Source organism: Vibrio sp. 10N.222.55.C6 (genome assembly GCF_041473395.1).
Classification (GTDB): domain Bacteria; phylum Pseudomonadota; class Gammaproteobacteria; order Enterobacterales; family Vibrionaceae; genus Vibrio; species Vibrio crassostreae_C.
Genome location: NZ_JBFRSD010000007.1, coordinates 52,706 through 72,722, shown reverse-complemented (window position 1 = coordinate 72,722; position 20,017 = coordinate 52,706). Strand labels below are relative to the sequence as shown.

Sequence of the window (20,017 nt, the reverse complement as noted above, 5' to 3'; positions counted from 1 at the left end):
CTTCACAGTAGATTGACAAGTGTCTAGGCAAAAAGCCATAGATTTGACGTCACTAATTTGGCACTTAGCCTATTAGGGACATGCGCAACATACAGTTCAAATAATCCGAACAATTAACATCTGTAAAAAACAAATTACTGAAGATGTTAAATAGAGAATCTGATGTCTAAATTAGAATCAAGACATTGAGTTAATTATCAGAAGGTTAATGTTTTAATGAGTGAGTTTTCACAGTTGTTACGTAACTTCAGAAAGGAACTTCAATTTACACAAACAGAGTTTGCAACCTACTTAAATCAGCTGGACGACGAGTTTAATGCGGTTGACGTCGTAACGATAAATCGTTGGGAAAACAGTAAGGTAAAGCCTAGTACATACAAAGCACTCAAGATCTTACAGTACCTTGGCGGAGATTTGTTTGAGACAATAAAGAGCTTTAAATCCGAACAAAAAGACACACTAATCGAACTGTTTTTAAACGAATCCTATGGCTCATTTCAAAGTAGAATTTCAGCTCTATCAGGCCTGAATCAACAACAAGGCAAACGCAACTTTAAGTCACGGCCTTTAATGTCAGAGCCGTGTGACACTGGCGTTATCGACAGAATCAAACTACTTTCTAAATTCACAAAAGTCGATATTTCGCCATTGGACCAAATTGATTTATATCTCTACTACTGTGAGAAAAAAGCACATGGTCACAAACTGATCAATGTAGATGGTGACATTGTGAGTCACAACGTAGGCTTTTTCTTTGAAGACCATCAATTTGAAACATTAAAAACTCAAGAGCTAGATCTAAGAATGGCCTGCTCTTTAAATTCAAGCAAAAGCATAAATTATTTTAATATAAGCTCACACTCAGAGACAAAAGATCATGTTATTGAGCATATAGTTTCAGATATACAGTTACTTTCTCAGAACAAAAACATTAAAAAATATTCTGTTTTAGTAAAAGACCCCAACATGATGAAACTCTTGAAGGGCGTGGGGTTTGAAGTATTTAAATTTTCAGAACCTTCTGCTAAAAAATGTAATATTACATTCAAAAATAAATATTATAGCTACTGTATATTAACGATTGATAAAATAGACTATCTGACGAATCGGAACGTAATGTCACTAATCAAAGATGAATATTCTACCATGATGAAATTTCCGCAATTACTGCGCGAAGCGCGCAAGAAATTGAAGTTAACGCAAAAGGATTTTGCGGCATACATTAATCACTTAGATGATGAATTCAGCTCTGTAGATGTCGTAACGATAAATCGATGGGAAAATAGCAAAGTAAAGCCAAGTAATTACAAAGCCCTAAAGCTACTGGACTGCCTTGGTCTGGACTTGTATACAACGTTGAAATCCTTTGATTCAGAAGATAACGAAGACAGTGCATTACTTGAAGACTTCCTTCGTGAGAGGTTCTTTTCGTTTCAAAGCCGAATATCGTCTATCACTAAAGGGGAAATAGAAGAAGGCTGCGACTGTCAGATCATGCCACTAATGACAGATCAGAATGACAAATCAGTAATAGATAGAATAAAGCTGATTTCACAATATACAAAGGTGGATCCTTCAGCTCTTGATACTATCGACCTGTTTCTCTATTGCAGTGAAAAAAAGGCGCATGGCAGAAAAATGGTCGATGTTAATGGCGATATTGTTAGTCATAGCCTAGGTTTTTTCTTCAACGAAGAGGTATTCGAGCAATACCAAAATAAACATCTACATATTAAGCAAGCCTGCTCTTTAGATTCTAATCATAACTTAAATTACATTGTGGTTAGCGGTCACTCTGAGAAGCGTGAACAATCTATTGCGAACCTGATTTCCGATATGAAGCTTCTTGCAAGAAATACTAAGATTAAAAAGTATTCCATGATCATAAAGAACCCAAGTGCATTGGAACTTATGAAGAACATCGGATTTGAAATATGGAAGTTTTCAGAACCAACAGAACAAAAGTCGAACATCACCTTCAAAAACAAAAACTATCGCTATTGCGTACTGACTATCGACAAGATCGAATTACTGAGTAATAAACATGTTATTTCTTTTATTAGTAAATATGGTTAAGCACCGGATTTTACCAACGATAGAAAGCTTATACTAAATTCTGCTTAAGCTTTTCTTCCAACGCTTGGATACACAGCTTGATGGCGATAGGCGTATTTGAAGCAAATGGGTTTAGCGCATAAACCGTGTTGGTGGGTAATTCAAAGCTTGGCAGCACGTCGACAACATCACCAAATAACTGAGGAATGCAGAAATCTGGAATCACACCGATACCAACACCTGATTTAATCAGTGCAAGGCAACTGTGGAACGAATTGGTGACGCAACTAGCTTGCTGTTGGTAGACAAAGTCCTGCTCAGTTTGAGAACTAAAATGATGAGTCACCTGCTTCCCCTGCCATGAGTTAGCGATATAAGGGATAGAATCAAGTTCGCGTTCACGCATGCTTTCAACGCCACACAACACATCTTTAAATTCACCCAAGCGTTTCTGTTTGAGGTTACTATCACGAGAACTGCCCACTCGTACCGCGAGATCAATATCGTGCTCCATGAAGTCTAAATGCTGATCGTCGCTTATCAGTTCTGGCTTTAACTTCGGATATTGTTTCATCAGTTCGGCAATAACAGGCGCTACCAATAAATCCATCAAGGCATTCGGAGCTGTGATACGAATCCGGCCTTGTGGCTCTTCTAGCTCGGCTTTTACCATATCCCAAGCCGATTCAGCGATCACATTGATGTCTTTGCAACTCAAATAAAAGCGCTCACCCATGCTTGTCAAAGTTTGTCTTCGTGTTGTGCGTTTAAGGAGAGAGGCGCCTAACTCTTGTTCTAGAATTTTGAGATGTTGACTGACGACAGATTTAGACAACTCTAACTTTTCAGCCGCAGCCGAGACTGAACCCTGCTCTACGATATGAGCGAAAATCGACATCTGCTTTAGCTTACTCATCTTATTGTTCTCTTTTTACAAACAGTATTTTCTATTATCTCTGTTTTTCAAATCAATTTCCAAGACTAAACTCAATTCAACTTATCGAAATACCAAATAAAAAAGACAGTGCTCGAAACAACAAGACTGTTATGGAGAAAGACAATGTTAGACAACCAAATTTTAGAAGCATGTAAGCAAGGCATTAACGCGTGGCAAAAGGCTTTCAACAACCAAGATGCGAAAGGTTGTGCCGATCAATATACTAAAAGCTGTGTAATGGAAGCGCGTCCATTTGGTACTTTTGAAGGTCATGAAGCGATTCAAGCATTTTGGCAAAACATCATCGACCAAGGTTTCAAAGACGTTGATTACACCGATGTAAAATGGGAAGAGCACACAGACGGCGGTTACATTCTTACCGCGAGTTGGACAATGAACAAAGCGTTTGGCGTTGTACATCATGAACATCAAGGTTCTTCGCTCGGTAAAACAAGGCAACAGACTGAAACCAGACCAGCAACAACAAGACCAAAAAATAAGCAAAAACAAAGCAAGTCACTGATAATAAAAGGGATAAATTAGATAAGCGTACGGCCAATATTATGTATTACGTAGTCGTAGATTATTGAATATTAATTTTACATTAGAGTAATTAATAGGCTGAATGAACCAACAAAAGCCATAATTAGTTCGTGCACAAACAATTCGAATACGAACTATTTATTAAGCTTTCATGATGTTTCCGAGGCGAAAGTTCGCTCGATAAAAAATATAAGATCAACTCTCAATCTCTACCTAAAAACCAAAGGTCAACCGGCTAAAGTCAGCGAGTTGAAATCAACCTTTTCAACCAAGAATTTTAATACGTCACACCAACTGTGATACTTGCTGCAAACTGCCAATTGGTGATTATCTAAGCTGAACTTCAACTTGTAGAGTGCTCATTGCTGAGCCATTCTTTATAAAAGAAATAAGCATTTTCCCGTGACGAAATAGAGAAAAAGACAAGGAATTCGAATGATAAAAATGTTGGTGTGTGACTTTGACGGTACGCTTGATGGAGGCTCATCTCACGGTGTTAACCAGCTATTTGATTACCTCACAGAACAACCTGATATTCGCTTTATCATCGCGACAGGAAGAACATTACCTTCGATTCGAATGGGTTTAGAATCGGATAACTACCCGAAGCCACACAGTATTATTAGCGATGTGGGCACCAAAATTCATCATGTTCATTCCCAAAAACCAGACCATGTTTGGCATAACCAACTGGAAGCTTCTTGGAACAAATCAAGGGTAGAGACGGCTCTCGCCCCCCTTGATTTTATGGGTGATCGCATAGAAAACCATCAAGGCGATTACAAGATCACCTTTGAAGGAAAGCTTTCAGAGCCTCAACACGAACTGATTGAATCTAGCTTGGAGATGCACGGATTAGATGTTCACCTAACGTATTCACACGACTGGTATCTAGACATCACACCAAAGGGAGTCAACAAAGCAACCGCTATCCACCATCTTTTGAAGCAACACGACTTGAGCATTGACCAGGTTTGCGTTGCCGGTGATTCAGCTAACGACACCTCAATGCTCACCATTGAAGGCGTAAACTCGATACTGGTTGCTAACCATTACCCAGAGGTTGCTCACCTATCGGATAGAGACAACGTATACACGAGTAGAGCAACACATGCTGAGGGTGTCTTAGAAGGCCTTAAATACTGGCAAGGACGTGCAGCAGCGGGTAATTAGAAATAAGGACTGCTCCCTACTTGCTATCCTTATTTCCAACCGGGAAGCCAATGATCCTTGTCGGTGAGATCCCGCCAGTTGATGTCTTCCTCTCGTTTGGTCATCACCGCTTCTATCAAACAACGAATAACCTCCCCTTCTTCAAACTCGACCTCTGTGACCATAAAGTGTTTTTCTTTCTTTACAGGGCTAACGGCCGTCCATTTACTGCGAAGTAGTTTCTTTGGATTGATTCGATTCATGAGTTTATTTCTCGCTTAGATGTCATTGATTATTATGGATTGTCTAGCCGACACTGAGTAATAGTCTTCGTCGCAAGAAAAGGATCAAAAAAAGCCAGCGATTAGGCTGACTTCATTCAGTTAGCTATTACTTGTTAAAGATTAGCCGTTTTTAGGTGGATCAAATGCCGTGAGTTCTAATACTGGACCTGTGTATTTTTCAATCTTCACAAGCGCAGAGTTTGCAGCACAGCCATTCGCCAAACGAGAAGTCGGGATATCCAACGTAAGCACGTTACAGCCACCGTTTTTACATAGACCTGTGTCTTTATCTAAATCAGGCCAACCGCCTTCATGGATACATACAGAGCCTTGTTTGATGCCATCCGTCACTAATGCACCCACCAATACTTGTCCACGACCATTATGTGCACGAACCAAGTCACCCGTTTTAATGCCTCGAGCTTTCGCATCTTCAGGGTGAATTGAAATCGGCTCACGGTCTGCAATCGCATACTCTTCGCGGATCTTCGCGTAGTTGAACTGGCTATGCAGACGGTGCGCGGCGTGCGCTGTCATCAGTTGCAGTTCGCCATCTTTAGCGTTGCCTGTGTACTCTGTTGGTTCTAACCAAGTTGGGTGTGCAGGGCAATCATCTAGTTGGTAACCTTCAATGGTTCTTGAGAATATCTCGAACTTGCCACTTGGTGTACCTAGTGGGTTCATGATTGGGTTCTCACGAAAATCAGCGTAACGAACAAACTGTGCGTTCTTCTCGTTCCACTTCATCTCGATCAACTGATTATCTTCCCAGAACTTGCTGAAGTTAGGCATTACGATACGCTGACCACGACCACCTTGCTGTGCGGTTTTGTAAAAACCATACAGCCATTCCATCTCGGTCTTGCCTTCGGTGTACACATCACGACCACCCGGAGCAAGTAACTCAGACATGTCCGCAAATACATCGAAATCGTTACGAGCTTCACCTTGTGGCTCAACCACTTTCTTCATTGGCACTAAGTGTTGGTTACTGTAGTCACCCGTCATCGTCATATCATTACGTTCAAACGATGTAGTAATTGGCAGAACAATATCCGCGTGCTTAGCTGCTGCTGTCCAGTAAGGTTCTGAGATAACAATCAGCTCAGGCTTTTGCCAAGCTTTGATCAAGCGGTTGGTATCTTGGTGGTGAGTAAAGTTCGCACCGCCTGCCCACCAGATCATTTTGATCTCTGGGAACGTTAGGTTGTGACCATTGTGATGGTAGCTTGAACCCGGGTTTTCTAGCGCTTCAACAATACGAGCTACAGGGAATGCGTTCACAGATCCTGAAACAGCCCAATCGTTACCCGCCGAAGAACCACCGCCAAGTGACGCTGAAATCGCAGGAAGTACGCCTGCATCACGAGCAGGGTTACCACCGTTTGAGTAGTGGTAAGAAAGACCGAAACCACCACCAGGCAAGCCAACTTGACCTAGCATTGTCGCTAGCGTAACCAACATCCAGTGACGTTGTTCACCGTATTGTTGACGCTGCATACCCCAGCCAGACATCAGCATAGTACGGTTCTTACTGAAGATATCCGCAAGTAGCTCAAGCTGCTTCACTGGCACACCACAGATCTCAGACGCCCACTCAGCAGATTTTTCTACGCCGTCTTCCTTACCCATCAAGTAAGCTTCGAATACGTCGTAACCTGTTGTGTATTTACCCAAGAATTCTTTATCGTGCTTGCCCTGTTTCACTAACGTGTGTGCGATACCCATCATCATGGCTACGTCAGTCATTGGGTGAGGAGCAATCCACTCTGCGTTGTCACCAAAAAACTCGATAGTCTCAGAGCGCATTGGGTCAATCGCAATCACTGTCTTGCCCGACTTCTTCAACTGGTGGAAGAACTCAAGACCTGCACAGTCGGTTGAGCTCCAAGCGATCTTCAAGGTGTTAATTGGGTTTAGGCCCCAAAGTACCACCACATCACTGTGCTCAAGGATAACTGGGTAAGTCGTCTGCTGTTCATACACCTCAATCGAACCCACAACGTGCGGCATGATAACTTGCGCAGCACCTGTTGAGTAATCACCTAAGTGACCAGAGTAACCACCAGCCATGCTCATGTAACGTTGTAGAAGCGTTTGCGCTTTGTGCAGAACACCACTTGAACGCCAGCCATAAGAGCCTGCGAATACAGATTCCGCACCGTGCTCTTGACGAATACGTGAGTGTTGTTGGTGAATCAATTTGTACACTTCATCCCAAGAGATACGAACAAATTCATCACTACCACGTACACCTTCAGGTGCAGATGGGTTAGCCAAGTAGCCTTTACGAACCATAGGGTACTTAACACGCGCTTTGGTGTGTACTTGATCAGGGCCTGTGGTCTGCAGGCTATTTGGAACCGTTTGTGCCAGTGCATTCGTCGTCGACACTAACTTGCCATCTTTCACTTCACACAGCATTGGTCCCATACGACCTGATGTTAGAACACCAGAACCACGTTTGTCCGAAGCAATTGCGCTCATCGGCGTCAAAGATGTGAATGCCAACGCACCAGCTGTAATACCTGTGCCTTTCATAAATCCACGACGTGTCATATTAGTCATAATTTTATCCTTCTAATTCTCTTTAGTGACCAACAACGTCTTTCGCGTGGGTTTGGAAGTACTTAGTCAGCAGCTCAAGGTTTTGCTCAGAAATGTCTGTACGGTCGCCCATACTTTTCGCAACAGGTCCCCAAGCATTCACAGTGAAGTGGTTTGAAGGAATTTTCGCGTGACACGTTGCACAGTAAACGTTGTCCAACTCTTCTGCGTAAGACCAGATTGGGTCTAGTTTATCGACAACTGGAGAAGTGATATCACCCGTTAGCGCAACTGAACGCCACTCGTTACCGTAAGCATCGGCTTTATAGTCACCAGTAGTCAGTGCTTCTTGACCTTTGTCTGTCAATGTCGCAACGATTGCACGTTGGCCTTCACCGAAGTAAAGCACTTGCTCTGCACCTTTCATTTGGAATGCATTCAAAGTCACAGTACGGTTGTCGCCTTCAGCCTTGACCACTTGCAGTTCTGCTGTTGGGTTTACACTGCCGAAGTCACCCATTGCGATATCGGTTACTGGGTAAACCACTTTCGCATCTGCTGGCGTGTTTTTCGTAAATGCGATCAGGGTATCGAACGCTTTGCTATCTAGCTGAGCTTCAGGAGCAAAATGTGCAACGCCTTTGTGACAATCGATACACGTTTGGTTATTTTCGCGACCATAAGCATGCATTTTTGCTGCATCACGAGATTGCTCGAACTCTTCCATTGCATCGAATTCGTGACAAGAGCGACAAGTCGCTGAGTCATTCTCGCGGAATTGAGCCCAAACTGTCTCAGCCATCTCTTCACGGTGTGCTTCATATTTCTCAGGCGTGTCTATCTTACCTGAAATAAATTCGTGGTAGATGTCTTTGGACGCTCTTACTTTGGTGATCACGTAGTCAATCGGATCAGTTGGAATGTGGCAATCGGCACATTCAGCTCGAATGCCTTTTGCGTTACTGAAGTGTACAGAACCTTGGTATTCTTTGTGGGGTGCTTCCATTGTGTGGCAAGAAACACAAAACTCAGTGCTCGATGTATAGTGCATAACGGCTGCAGTTCCCCCTAAGGTTAACCAACCAATACCTATACCAACCGCCGCTATTAGTGCGATATAACGTTTTTTTATTGTCATAATTCTTAATCATCTTCAACAATTGGTTACAATTAAGATCAGAATAGTACTTTAGGGGTAGATCAGTTTGATTTGGATCATAAATCGCATTCTGAGGAACAAAGATTGAACCTTTATGAGAACCCAAGGGCACTTCACGAAATTATTCCCCACCAGATACAATCGCCCACCAAATAAGAATCGACGGTTAAATATCTATTATTGATTAATCTAACATCAACGAGACAAAACGGCTTTCTAAGTCAAAGAAGTAAATTGTAAATCTATTACAATATTGGCTATCTATTTTTCATAAACTCCTCACTCAATGAACCAAACAGAATTCCAACAAAAAATAGCGAGTTTCACCGCCATCGAACAAGCGCTTGATTACTTCGAAATTGGCTTTGATAGCAAGTTTATCGACCAAAATAGAATAGAGCTTGTGAAGCGCTTTAATGGTTATCTGATCCTATCGAAACCCGATGATTGGTTCTCAGGAAGAAGAGCGCTGAAAAACGCTTATTGTAAGGTTCAACGCAGCAAGTTAGATCGCCACACACGTTCAGCCTGTCGTGGGTGTACAACTTGTCAGCGTCGATAGATAGGAAGTACTGCTCAAAGTAGAGAACTAAAAAGTAGATAGTTGAAATAACATCTCATTACGATTTAGTTAGTGGTTTGCTCGAAAAAAAGTGTGCTAGTCTTACGGCAACTCAACTACGATAAAAACTACAATGAAAATTTTCAGCAATTTCGAAAGCGGCAACATTCACGTCGTTTCTGCAGATTCACCACAAAACATTCAACTGACGATCCCAGCAGACTACCAAACTGAAATCTCTCAGTGGTTTCACTTCCGCTTAGAAAGTGAAGCTCAACAATCTCACCACTTTGAAATCGGTCAATTGGCAACATCTGCCTACCCTGAAGGCTGGAAAGATTACGATGTAGTTGCATCGTATGACCGTGAAGAGTGGTTCCGTATCCCATCTCAGTTCGATGGCGATACATTAAGCTTCGATATCATCCCTGAACACGATTCAATGTACTTCGCGTACTTCGCGCCGTACTCATACGATCGTCACCAAGATCTTCTGCACAATGCTCAAACGCACCCTGCTTGTAAGCTTGAAACTCTAGGTCAGACGCTAGACAACAACGACATCACTTTGCTAACCATCGGCGAGCCAAGTGAAGAGAAGAAAAACATCTGGGTTATTGGTCGCCAACACCCTGGCGAGACGATGGCTGAATGGCTGATCGAAGGCCTGCTACAACGCCTACTTGATGAAACAGATACGGTTGGTCGCTCTCTTCTAGACAGCGTTGTGTTCAGAGTTGTACCAAACATGAACCCAGATGGCAGCATCCGCGGTCACCTGCGTACTAACGCGATTGGCGTAAACCTGAACCGTGAATGGCAATCACCTTCTATGGAACGCAGCCCAGAGGTATTCCTTGTTCGCGAGCGTATGCTGGAAACGGGCGTTGACCTGTGTCTAGATATTCACGGCGACGAAGCGATTCCATATAACTTTGTAGCAGGTAGCGAAGGCACACCTTCTTACAACGAGCGCATCGCGAAGCTAGAGAGCCACTTCAAGCAAGCACTGCTCACTATCACGCCAGAGTTCCAAGATGAATTTGGTTACGATAAAGACGAACCAGGCAAAGCAAACATGACAGTTGGCACAAACTGGATTGGTGAGCAATTCAAGTGTTTGGCTTACACCGTCGAGATGCCATTTAAAGATCACATCAGTCACGCTGACGAACTTTACGGCTGGTCTCCAGAACGAAGTGTCGCGTTTGGTCACGATATGCTAGCCGCAGTTTGGGCTACAGTAGACGAGCTATAAGGCGAACTAAGCTCATTAGCTTTACCTGTATCGCCTTTGGTTTATAAGAATCTGGGCTATAGATAGAACAAAGCCCAGCACTTGTGAAAGTGCTGGTTTTTTAATATCGGCTTGGATGAGTGAATCTAACTTTAAAAGCTTTCTATGCCACTCTGAGGCTAGCAAAAAACACTGGGTATCTTTGCCTAATGTGGCGTTGTTCAGACACCATATCTTTGAAGCTTGGGCCTTGTGATAACTGAACGATCACTTCGTCACCTTCTTGTCGCAATACAGCACCGCTAATATCGATACTGTTGTTGTCATGCAACCTCAAGGTGCCGGCCATTGAAAAGCCACGATAAACCGGAATGATGTTACGCATCATCAGGCGTACACCCTTTTCAGAAACTTCGCTGACATGAAAAAGCTCATCCTTAATTCGCATCACCGGACGAGCCTTTTGAGGGTACTTTAAGCGGTAATATTTGCGTTTCTGGGTGAATGAATCTTCACGCATTGGTGACTCCCTGTCTCTGTTATTTCGGTCAAGCAATAGGCTGTAGCTTCAATTGGTCTCAAATAAACACATTCACCAAATTGATAGCTAATAATTATATCGACTTCCCGAGCTAATGCTTTAGAGATTTATACAGAGAAACACTGATTGCTTAGCATTCAGTAAAAAATGAGAACTGAATCGGAAATGAAAACTAAGATGGAAACGAGAACTAAGCCGGAAATGAACTGAACCAATAGCTAAAAACCCAATTCTTCGCATCGCACCCTAAAGCTGAAACAATGCCAACTGAATGCTGAAGCCCACGAATAGAATCCCACACACAATGTTCATCATTTGCGAGGTGCGCTTTTGAACTAACAAGCGCTTAAAGGTATCCGCCATTAAGATCACAACTAAGAACCACATCGACACCACTGACGCTTGAATTGCACCAAGTATCAAACTGTCTGTCACAATCGCATCTGTTGAAACAAATTGAGGGAATATAGAAAGATAAAACAGGACAATTTTAGGATTCAGTAGATTAGTGAGAAGCCCTTTGAAAAATTGCTTATAAAGCTTACTTCCCGATGCACTGACCACAGAGAGCACGCCCTCTTGAGCGCGCAGCGCCGCACGAAAATGGTTATACCCAAGCCAGACAAGATACAAAACCCCAGCCCACTTTAGCCCTTCAAAGGCCATGGGAGTGTTCGACAGTAATAAGCTTATGCCGTTAGCCGAGATAAAGGCATGAAAAAAGAAACCACATGACACGCCCAACACGTTCACAAATGCGAACAGCTTCCTTTGAGTTAAGGCTGTGCTTAATACCAACAGCGCATTTGGGCCCGGGATAATGGCAATAAAAAACACGATAACGATAAACAGCCAGATACTGTCCCAACTCATTTCGATCTCATTTCATGAACATTTTTAGGGCGGACATTGTACGTCCATTCAGTGCCATTACAATATGATAAACGCTTAATTATCGCGTATGGCTAACATACATAATTCGCGCGTATAATGAATGTGTTTATCGTCTAACATACAAAACTGATTCTCTAACATTTGTAGCCCTGTTAGACTCCACCTCCCTTTTGATACTTGGTTCATTTATGTCATTTGCTAGCCTAACCCTTAACGCAAAAACCGTCTCCGCGCTCCCATCTCAATTCAATAAGCCAACAGAGATACAGCAAGCGGTAATTCCTACCATTATTGCGGGGAAAGACGTACTTGCATTGGCTCAAACGGGCAGCGGTAAAACATTGGCGTTTGGCTTACCGTTACTGAATAACATCAACCAAGATGTGAATGAACTGCAAGCACTGATCATTGTTCCAACCCGTGAACTTGCATCTCAAGTGACCAAATCTTTAGAGCCGATCGCAACAGCGCTTGATATCAAATTGGTAACGCTAACGGGCGGCGTAAATACTGATGATCAACAGCAACAATTATCGACTAAACCACAATTAGCCATCGCCACACCGGGCCGCTTACTTGCTTTAATCAAAAGTGATGAACTGGATGTCGCTCAGTGTTCATCATTGGTTCTTGATGAAGCCGACCGCCTGATCGACATGGGCTTTTGGCCAGATGTTCAAGCGATTACTTCAGCACTACCGAGCAAACGTCAGTCACTGTTGTTCTCTGCGACACTTCCGCCCGAATTAGTAGGGCAAGCTGAAGAGCTTCTTTTAAATCCAGTTAAAGTCACGACACATCAAGAAAACAGCGTGGTCGCGACTATTGAAGAAACCCTGTATTTAGTGAACAAAGGCAGTAAAGCTCAAGCGCTCATCGCACTACTCAATCAACACACATGGCCGCAAGTATTGGTATTTATTGGCGCAAAAGACAATGCCGATGCATTAACCAAACGATTGAATAAAGCCAAAATCAGTGTGAGTGCGTTACATGGAAATAAGAGCCAAGAAGAACGAGAGCAAGCATTAGAAAGTTTCAAAAATGGCGAGACTCGTGTGCTTATCGCGACAGACGTGATGGCTAGAGGCATTCATATTGATCAGTTACCTGTCGTAATTAACTTCGAATTACCTTCTCACTCAGCAACTTACGTACACCGCGTTGGTCGTACAGCAAGAGCAGGAAGTACTGGCTGCGCGGTCTCTCTGGTTAGCCACAGCGAAACTGACTACCTCAATGCGATTCGCACCTTGACCAATAAGCCGTTAGTGCTGCAACCATTAGAGGGTTTCCCGGTTACCGACAAACCTGCATCTGAAACGACCGCTCGCAAGCGTCCACCTAAAGATAAAATGGCCAATCGAAGAACAGCTAAAAAGAAAAGCATTAAGCAATTTAAAAGCAAACCAAATAGCTCTAAGTAACCAGAAATAACTCTAAGTAACCAGAAATAGAATGGTCAGCTCAGTTTGTACTGGGCTTTTTTATATGCAACAAAATACAAATTCACACCCAAAAACTTCCCTAAAGTTGCCAACTTAAATGACACTTTTGTGAATTATGATGCCAACGTATTGATTCTTGGTTGCTCAAAAAAAATACTCTTAAATCACGTTGACGCCCCTATATCTAGCAACTAGATTTTTCTATTAGTGTCTACAACAGGAGGTCATTGAAATGAAACGTGCTAGCTCTACATATCGATTACAACTGATTAAGGAAGTGGCAACTCGCCGAGATCGTCAACGTTCCAATGACCCGATGGCAAACTACATACAAACCCTAATAGATAATAAAGATGATTGTGATACTTCGGTTGAACGCAACCAGAGGTTCAGTGGCAGTCATTTTGATGAGCACATAGGTGGTTGGGTAAGTGACCACTGGGGTAACAAGTAGGACAAAGAGAGTAATCCAACCAGCATAATCGCTGTAGAATTCGTCTCCGAATTAACCTATCATCTGCAACAATTCCCTATCCTAGAGTAAGCAGAAAGTGTCTGAGTTAAAAAGAGAAAAAGAAGTGATGGTTGCCTTCCAAGTGATACCTCGCGTTAAAGAAGGCAACAACTTCGAAGTGGTTGATAAAGCCATTGAAGTTGTGAAAGCTGCCGATGTGCCTTTCCAAGTCGGTGCGATGGAAACTACGATGAAAGGTGAACTCAACCAATTACTCGATATCGTTAAAAAAGCAGAACAAGCTTGCTACGATGCAGGGGCGGTAGAAGTGATCACAAACATTAAGATTCACAGTAAAACCACCGAGGCCGATGATACATTTTGCACGTACCATCGTGGTGTAACGAAAGCGAATCACATGTTTGTTTAATCACATTTTTGTTTCTGAAAACTGAGCTTTAAGAAAGGCTCTGAAGAACCAGTGGTGTTATTGGAAAGGCATGTCTGAGAGGTGAGAAAGGATTTCCATTCGTTCTTCTTCTGACATCGAATGCCAATCACGCGGAGTCTCTTCAGGGTCATCTTTTGCCCCGATCGGTTTTCGGTCAAGTGCTTTGACTGGCTCTTTTTTGATTTTTACGTTCTTTTTATTCATACCGACACCACTCCTTCAGGTACAAAGGTACCTACTTTAATATTACACCCCAACCATTATGTAAAGTAATAGTTACTTCGGAGTTAAATAAAATCTAAATACTTCCTCTTTAGCCAAAAAGATCTCTTGGGGGACTGGTATTTCCCTCTTCATCGACCTGCTTACCAATCAAGTTTTTTTGATTCATTATTTTTCTTCTATAGCGCTGACGACACAGCTTTATCACGTGCAATTGTTCTGACGGTGTCATCGACATCCAATTAAAGCGCTCTTCTCTCTTGCGCATACAACCGTTGCAATAGCCTTTGTCATCGCTTGAACAAACCCCAACGCAAGGGCTTGGAACTTGGAAAAACTCTAACTGCTCCACCATGCCTCCTTACACATTCAAAATTACGCTTACTCTCTCAAAAATAAGCGATTAATTTGTCGCCTGGCTCGTGAAATCCATACTAAACTATGACCTTATACTGACACATATAGTGTTTTGTAAACTATACTTTGAACCCATCAAGTTACACTTATCCGGTAACTTCGTTCTTTCCTTTGGAGCCTTATAATATGAAGTTTAGTTCAAAAAAATTACTAGCAGTAGCCGCTTTACCTATGATGCTAGCAGCATGCACAACAACAGGTGACAACGCGATGCAAGTAACACCAACCGATCTACAGCACCATAATTGGGAACTTGCGCAAATTGATGGCAAGGACATTGTGAAAAGCGAAGACCAAGCAGCTCCTCGTCTAGAGATCGGCGAAAAGATGACTGCAAACGGCATGGCTGGTTGTAACAACTTCTTCGGTCAAGGCGAGCTGAAAGACGGTCAATTCCGTATCAAGCAAATGGGCATGACAATGAAAATGTGTCACGGCTCTGCGATGGAAATCGAACAATCGGTTTCTGCTACTCTAAGCGAGTGGAGCGACGTAACGCTAACAAACGATACGCTAGTACTGAAAAACGATGTACACACGCTAACGTACACAATTCGTGACTGGGTAAACTAATCCGTCATCGAAACCAAATACTGATTAAAGGAGCCTGATGGCTCCTTTTTTATTGTCAGCTTGCCCTCACTACTTCTTCAAAATTGACGCTCATCGCCGACTTTTCGTACCAACCTCCAATAAACCTCAAAAATCTCTCATTTAGATGCAATAAATTCAACGGTTCAGCGGTCTGTTGCTAGGATGGCAAAAGCCTAGAGTCTGTCGAGTTTTCGAGATGATTACGTATCGAACAAAACTCGACCGCGAACTCCCTGCTTGTTCTCAAGTAATTGATTGAATTTACTGTTGAATTAGAATTTATTTCAGAAACAGATAGAATAACTATTAGGGCATGTTGATCTTTCGTTAACCACGAAGGGTCAATACGCACTAGGGAGTTCGAAAATACAATGCTCTTGCCCGTTCACTACCAAATGGAAAAGTTTATGAACAAGATAGTAAGTACGTTAGGAATCATGGCAACCGTTGCATACAGCGCAACCATTTATGCTGATGAAGCAACATCCATCGACAGCTGGAACCAAATAGAACAGCAGGCAGAGGGAGAAACTGTCTACTTTCACGCTTGGGGCGGAAGCCAAGAGATCAATCGTTACCTACAGTGGGCAGGCAAGAAATTACAAAGTGACCACGGTGTCACGTTAAAGCATGTGAAAGTGACCGATATTGCGGAAACCACCACTCGACTGCTTGCTGAAAAAGCGGCAGGAAAGAACAGTGAAGGCAGCGTCGATATCGTCTGGATTAATGGCGAGAACTTCCGTTCGATGAAAGACAACGCGCTATTGTTTGGGCCATTTACGGAATCACTTCCAAATTGGCAGTATGTCGATAAGTCTCTGCCAATTGATGTCGATTTCTCAGAGCCGACAGAAGGCTTAGAAGCACCGTGGGGCGTGGGACAACTGGTGTTCATTCATGACCAAGAAACACTTCACAACCCGCCACAATCATTCTCTGAGATGTTAAGCTACGCTCAGGCTTTCCCGAACCGCTTAAGCTACCCTCGCCCACCAGAGTTTCATGGCACGAGCTTCATTAAGTCACTACTGATTGAACTAACAAACAATAACCCTGCGCTGGCTCAGCCGGTTTCAGAAGACAACTTCCAAGAAGTAACGGCACCACTGTGGGCTTACTTAGATAAATTCCATAAAGTGGCGTGGCGCGGTGGAAAGCAGTTCCCAGCAGGCACATCGGAAAGCATCCAACTTCTGGATGACGGACAGATCGATCTCGCGATTACGTTTAATCCAAACTCTGTTTATTCAGCACAAGCCAGTGGTCGCTTAGCCGAAACCACTAAGGCTTATGCTCTAGAAAGCGGCGCTCTATCTAACATTCACTTCCTTGCGATTCCTTGGAACGCCAATGCAACCGCGGGTGCTCAAGTGACCATTAACTTCTTACTGAGCCCTGAAGCACAGTCTCGCAAGGGGGACCTCAATGTTTGGGGCGATCCTTCGGTTCTGAGCAGCAAGTACCTCACTGGCAGCGCTAAAAACACCCAGCAATTTAAATCGGTTGATGAACCACACCCTAGCTGGCAAAACGCGCTCGAGAAAGAGTGGCTTAAGCGATACGGTAACTAGTCTTCATGCTACGCGCTCTATATTTTGTTGTTATAGCTGTATGCATTATCCCGACCATTCCTGGGGTAGCGGGAGTCGTGGCTTCGTCACTGAGTTTCATCCCGCCCCTTGGTTTAGAGGAGCCGACACTCAACGGTTTTAGCCAAGTCTTTCAATGGGAAGGGGCTTGGCACTCTATTGGCTTAAGCCTAGGTTCAGCAATTGCAAGCAGCTATATAGCCTGCTTCCTGACCTTTTGTATTCTTCAAGCCTCTTGGGGAAACAAGTTTTGGAGAAAGATTGAGTTTACGCTATCGCCAATGCTTGCCATTCCACATGTAGCTTTCGCTATCGGCTTTGCTTTTCTGTTTAGTCCAACGGGGCTTGGCGCAAGAGCGGTACATCACTTGCTCGGCGAATCGGCTACCAGCTCTGAATTGGCGTTATTGGTGAAAGACCCATACGCGTTCGGCTTAATTATTATGCTCGCACTCAAAGAAGTCCCCTTCTTATTGCTGATGAGCATTTCGATACTTCAGCAAATTGATGTAGAGCGTATCACCAAGGTCAGTGCATCGCTCGGTTACAGCCGCGCTCAGATCTGGTGGAAATGTATTTTCCCACAATGGTTTACCAAGCTTCGTTTCCCAATGCTGGCGGTACTCGCTTACAGTGTCTCGGTTGTCGATATTGCTTTGATCATAGGCCCAACCAACCCGCCGACCTTTGCCGTTTTGGTATGGCAATGGTTCAACGATCCGGATCTTAACCTACTTCCGCGAGCTGCTGCTGGTGCCATCGTTTTGTTTGGTTTAGCTTCGTTGATCATCGCCTTGGCGCGTTTAGTTGAATGGGCGGTTCTTAAGTACTTTCGAACTTGGCAGTATTCCGGAAGAACAGGGGCAAACCTTCCGGGGAAAACGGTATTCACTGTCCTTGCTAGCCTTTCACTGCTGATCATTCCTTTAATGGTAATTTGGAGCGTTGCTCAGCGTTGGCGCTTCCCTGATTTACTGCCGAGCCGCTACAACATGCGCTTCTGGGAGTTCGAGTGGGATGCCATCATGAGTACTGTGGGTCAAAGCTTATGGATTGGTCTGATTGCCGCTTCAGTCGCTTTGTTGCTTGCGCTGGTGGCTCACGAATACAGAATCAAATACAAGTGGCAAGTTCCGGGCTTCATTATCGCTATTCCAATGCTAATACCACAGCTTTCAGTGTTGTTTGGTATGCAAGTCACGACCCTCTACATCGGCAGTAGTGCCTATGAGTTCTGGGTGGTTTGGGCGCATGTTTTCTTTGCTTTCCCGTTCGTGTATCTGTCTTTGGATGGCCCGTGGAAAAGCTTCAATGATGGGTTGATTAAAGCCTCGCTGAGCCTAGGTAAATCGCCATTTCAGAGTTGGTATTCGATCAAACTACCAATCTTGCTTCCTGCGATTGCCTTTGCTTGGGCGGTCGGGATCAGCGTGAGTTTGGCCCAATACCTTCCAACATTAATGCTCGGCGCGGGCCGTATTAGCACGATCACCACAGAAGCCGTTGCACTTACCAGTGGTTTCGACCGCAGGGTGACAGCAATCTATGCCATTTGGCAGGCCCTATTGCCTCTGTTCTTTTTCTCTTTAGCGATATTAGTCAGCCGACTTCAACTCAGATATCGCCGTCTTACTTTTAAAGGTTTCCTAAGTAATGAGTCTGTACCTCAACGACCTCGCCATCCGTAAAACCGATGGAGATTCGCTGTTCTCAGCGCTAAACGTCACATTAGAATCTGGCCAAATACTGGCTTTGATGGGGCCGAGTGGCTGCGGAAAGTCGACCTTACTGGATGCGATTGCTGGTCACTTAAGTGAAGAGTTTTCGTACTCTGGCACCGTTGTGTTGAACAATATTCAGCTCGACGAGCTTCCATCACATCAGCGTGAAGTCGGTATTTTGTTTCAAGATGACTTGTTGTTTCCGCACCTCAAAGTATGGGAAAACTTGGCCTTTTCGTTACCGAACTCTGTTAAAGGTTCCGCTCGCCAAAAACAAGCAATGGCTGCACTAAAAGACATAGAGCTAACTCACTTAGCTGAATCTTTCCCGGATCAAATATCCGGCGGTCAACGCGCAAGAATAAGCTTGACTCGTATGTTGTTAGCCAAGCCTAAACTCGCCCTGCTTGACGAACCGTTCAGTAAGTTAGACCAAGAGCTCAGAGCACAATTTCGCGATTGGGTCTTCGAACAGCTGACCAAAGCGAATATCCCTACATTAATGGTCACGCACGACGAAGCCGATGTACCTCAAGGGGCAGAAGTACTGTCTTGGCCATGGAGAAGTAACCATGCTGGATAAGTACTCCATTAAGGTCATTAAGTGGCCATTAAATCAGTCTGCTAAGTTACTAAACCAATTGGGTATCACGGCCAATCAAACCACGTTATTCGGATTTCTGATTGGGTGTTTAGCGTTTCCAGCGTTGGCATTTCAACAATATGAGTGGGCGTTAGGCTTCATTGTGTTTAATAGAGTATGTGATGGGCTTGATGGAGCCTTGGCTCGAATCCAAGGCATTAGTGATGCGGGCGGTTTCCTCGATATCAGCCTAGATTTCCTATTCTACTCGCTGATCCCTTTTGGATTTGTCATTGCCAACCCAGAACACAACGCCATTGCCGGTGCATTTTTGATCTTCTCTTTTATCGGCACAGGCAGCAGCTTTTTAGCGTTTGCGGTTATGGCAGGCAAGCGAGGCATTGAAAACCCAGTCTATAAGCATAAGTCTCTGTACTACATGTCAGGGCTAACCGAAGGCACTGAAACCATCGCTTGTTTCATCGCGTTTTGTATTTGGCCTCAACACTTTGCGGTTATCGCTTACACCTTTGGTGCAGCTTGTTGGCTAACCACGTTCATGCGTATTTATTTTGGTTTTCAGACACTAAAAAACCAAGCTAGTTAATAAATGAGTTAGTTTCT

The 20,017-nt window shown here is 43.7% G+C and carries 21 protein-coding genes; 13 read left to right on the top strand and 8 right to left on the bottom strand.

Annotated features, from left to right (window positions below):
• Positions 1 to 216 precede the first annotated feature (216 nt).
• A complete protein-coding gene (locus AB4486_RS07955) occupies positions 217 to 2,076 on the top strand; it encodes a helix-turn-helix transcriptional regulator (protein WP_102429184.1) in 1,860 nt (619 codons plus the stop codon).
• 28 nt (positions 2,077 to 2,104) lie between these two features.
• Here AB4486_RS07955 and AB4486_RS07950 read toward each other — a convergent pair whose 3' ends face one another.
• Positions 2,105 to 2,971, bottom strand: coding sequence for a LysR family transcriptional regulator (locus AB4486_RS07950; RefSeq protein ID WP_102429183.1), 867 nt, complete (start codon positions 2,969 to 2,971; stop codon positions 2,105 to 2,107).
• Positions 2,972 to 3,115: 144 nt separating this feature from the next.
• Here AB4486_RS07950 and AB4486_RS07945 point away from each other — a divergent pair, with 144 nt between their 5' ends.
• Both AB4486_RS07945 and AB4486_RS07940 read left to right on the top strand, forming a co-directional pair.
• Complete coding sequence (locus tag AB4486_RS07945; RefSeq protein ID WP_347232041.1) at positions 3,116 to 3,535, top strand: nuclear transport factor 2 family protein; 420 nt, start codon at positions 3,116 to 3,118, stop codon at positions 3,533 to 3,535.
• Positions 3,536 to 3,970: 435 nt separating this feature from the next.
• Entirely contained in the window at positions 3,971 to 4,708 is a 738-nt protein-coding gene (locus AB4486_RS07940) for an HAD-IIB family hydrolase (RefSeq protein WP_102429182.1), read from the top strand.
• 29 nt (positions 4,709 to 4,737) lie between these two features.
• On the opposite strand, the gene AB4486_RS07935 is transcribed toward AB4486_RS07940, so the two are convergent.
• The 3 genes from AB4486_RS07935 to AB4486_RS07925 form a co-directional block, all read right to left on the bottom strand.
• Positions 4,738 to 4,950: a TIGR02450 family Trp-rich protein gene (locus AB4486_RS07935; protein WP_017068050.1), complete on the bottom strand. Its 213-nt coding sequence runs from the start codon at positions 4,948 to 4,950 to the stop codon at positions 4,738 to 4,740.
• Positions 4,951 to 5,091: 141 nt separating this feature from the next.
• Complete coding sequence (locus AB4486_RS07930) at positions 5,092 to 7,539, bottom strand: molybdopterin guanine dinucleotide-containing S/N-oxide reductase (RefSeq protein ID WP_017060333.1); 2,448 nt, start codon at positions 7,537 to 7,539, stop codon at positions 5,092 to 5,094.
• 22 nt (positions 7,540 to 7,561) lie between these two features.
• A complete protein-coding gene (locus tag AB4486_RS07925) occupies positions 7,562 to 8,656 on the bottom strand; it encodes a NapC/NirT family cytochrome c (RefSeq protein ID WP_372116914.1) in 1,095 nt (364 codons plus the stop codon).
• A 307-nt stretch (positions 8,657 to 8,963) separates the two neighbouring features.
• Here AB4486_RS07925 and AB4486_RS07920 point away from each other — a divergent pair, with 307 nt between their 5' ends.
• Both AB4486_RS07920 and AB4486_RS07915 read left to right on the top strand, forming a co-directional pair.
• The gene (locus AB4486_RS07920) at positions 8,964 to 9,239 is read left to right on the top strand and encodes a nitrogenase-stabilizing/protective protein NifW (RefSeq protein WP_136979680.1); all 276 of its coding nucleotides are present in this window, start codon (positions 8,964 to 8,966) and stop codon (positions 9,237 to 9,239) included.
• 133 nt (positions 9,240 to 9,372) lie between these two features.
• Positions 9,373 to 10,497 (top strand): M14-type cytosolic carboxypeptidase, encoded by a 1,125-nt coding sequence (locus AB4486_RS07915; protein WP_017060330.1) that lies wholly within the window; start codon positions 9,373 to 9,375, stop codon positions 10,495 to 10,497.
• A 142-nt stretch (positions 10,498 to 10,639) separates the two neighbouring features.
• On the opposite strand, the gene AB4486_RS07910 is transcribed toward AB4486_RS07915, so the two are convergent.
• Positions 10,640 to 10,996 carry a hypothetical protein gene (locus tag AB4486_RS07910; RefSeq protein WP_017060329.1) on the bottom strand — a complete coding sequence of 119 codons (357 nt, stop codon included), beginning with the start codon at positions 10,994 to 10,996 and terminating at the stop codon, positions 10,640 to 10,642.
• 267 nt (positions 10,997 to 11,263) lie between these two features.
• Positions 11,264 to 11,890, bottom strand: coding sequence for a LysE family translocator (locus AB4486_RS07905; RefSeq protein WP_017060328.1), 627 nt, complete (start codon positions 11,888 to 11,890; stop codon positions 11,264 to 11,266).
• Between the two features lie 209 nt (positions 11,891 to 12,099).
• Here AB4486_RS07905 and AB4486_RS07900 point away from each other — a divergent pair, with 209 nt between their 5' ends.
• The 3 genes from AB4486_RS07900 to AB4486_RS07890 all read left to right on the top strand — a co-directional run bounded on the left by AB4486_RS07900 (position 12,100) and on the right by AB4486_RS07890 (position 14,243).
• Positions 12,100 to 13,338, top strand: coding sequence for a DEAD/DEAH box helicase (locus tag AB4486_RS07900; RefSeq protein WP_371725014.1), 1,239 nt, complete (start codon positions 12,100 to 12,102; stop codon positions 13,336 to 13,338).
• A 253-nt stretch (positions 13,339 to 13,591) separates the two neighbouring features.
• The gene (locus tag AB4486_RS07895; RefSeq protein WP_017057116.1) at positions 13,592 to 13,813 is read left to right on the top strand and encodes a hypothetical protein; all 222 of its coding nucleotides are present in this window, start codon (positions 13,592 to 13,594) and stop codon (positions 13,811 to 13,813) included.
• Positions 13,814 to 13,940: 127 nt separating this feature from the next.
• The gene (locus AB4486_RS07890) at positions 13,941 to 14,243 is read left to right on the top strand and encodes a thiamine-binding protein (RefSeq protein WP_017065764.1); all 303 of its coding nucleotides are present in this window, start codon (positions 13,941 to 13,943) and stop codon (positions 14,241 to 14,243) included.
• A gap of 57 nt (positions 14,244 to 14,300) precedes the next feature.
• Here AB4486_RS07890 and AB4486_RS07885 read toward each other — a convergent pair whose 3' ends face one another.
• On the bottom strand, positions 14,301 to 14,468 hold the full coding sequence (locus AB4486_RS07885; RefSeq protein ID WP_017060325.1) for a hypothetical protein: 168 nt from the start codon (positions 14,466 to 14,468) through the stop codon (positions 14,301 to 14,303).
• Between the two features lie 109 nt (positions 14,469 to 14,577).
• Positions 14,578 to 14,841, bottom strand: a complete 264-nt coding sequence (locus AB4486_RS07880; RefSeq protein ID WP_372116912.1) for a DUF1289 domain-containing protein — start codon at positions 14,839 to 14,841, stop codon at positions 14,578 to 14,580.
• A gap of 188 nt (positions 14,842 to 15,029) precedes the next feature.
• Here AB4486_RS07880 and AB4486_RS07875 point away from each other — a divergent pair, with 188 nt between their 5' ends.
• The 5 genes from AB4486_RS07875 to AB4486_RS07855 all read left to right on the top strand — a co-directional run bounded on the left by AB4486_RS07875 (position 15,030) and on the right by AB4486_RS07855 (position 20,000).
• Positions 15,030 to 15,476, top strand: a complete 447-nt coding sequence (locus AB4486_RS07875; protein WP_004734625.1) for an META domain-containing protein — start codon at positions 15,030 to 15,032, stop codon at positions 15,474 to 15,476.
• Between the two features lie 428 nt (positions 15,477 to 15,904).
• Entirely contained in the window at positions 15,905 to 17,071 is a 1,167-nt protein-coding gene (locus AB4486_RS07870) for an ABC transporter substrate-binding protein (RefSeq protein WP_102429178.1), read from the top strand.
• Between the two features lie 5 nt (positions 17,072 to 17,076).
• The gene (locus AB4486_RS07865; protein ID WP_372116911.1) at positions 17,077 to 18,777 is read left to right on the top strand and encodes an ABC transporter permease; all 1,701 of its coding nucleotides are present in this window, start codon (positions 17,077 to 17,079) and stop codon (positions 18,775 to 18,777) included.
• Positions 18,743 to 19,393: an ATP-binding cassette domain-containing protein gene (locus tag AB4486_RS07860; RefSeq protein ID WP_017065359.1), complete on the top strand. Its 651-nt coding sequence runs from the start codon at positions 18,743 to 18,745 to the stop codon at positions 19,391 to 19,393. The genes AB4486_RS07865 and AB4486_RS07860 overlap by 35 nt, the downstream gene beginning before the upstream one ends.
• Positions 19,383 to 20,000 (top strand): CDP-alcohol phosphatidyltransferase family protein, encoded by a 618-nt coding sequence (locus AB4486_RS07855; protein WP_017060320.1) that lies wholly within the window; start codon positions 19,383 to 19,385, stop codon positions 19,998 to 20,000. Before AB4486_RS07860 ends, AB4486_RS07855 begins: the two co-directional genes overlap by 11 nt.
• The last annotated feature ends 17 nt before the right edge of the window (positions 20,001 to 20,017 follow it).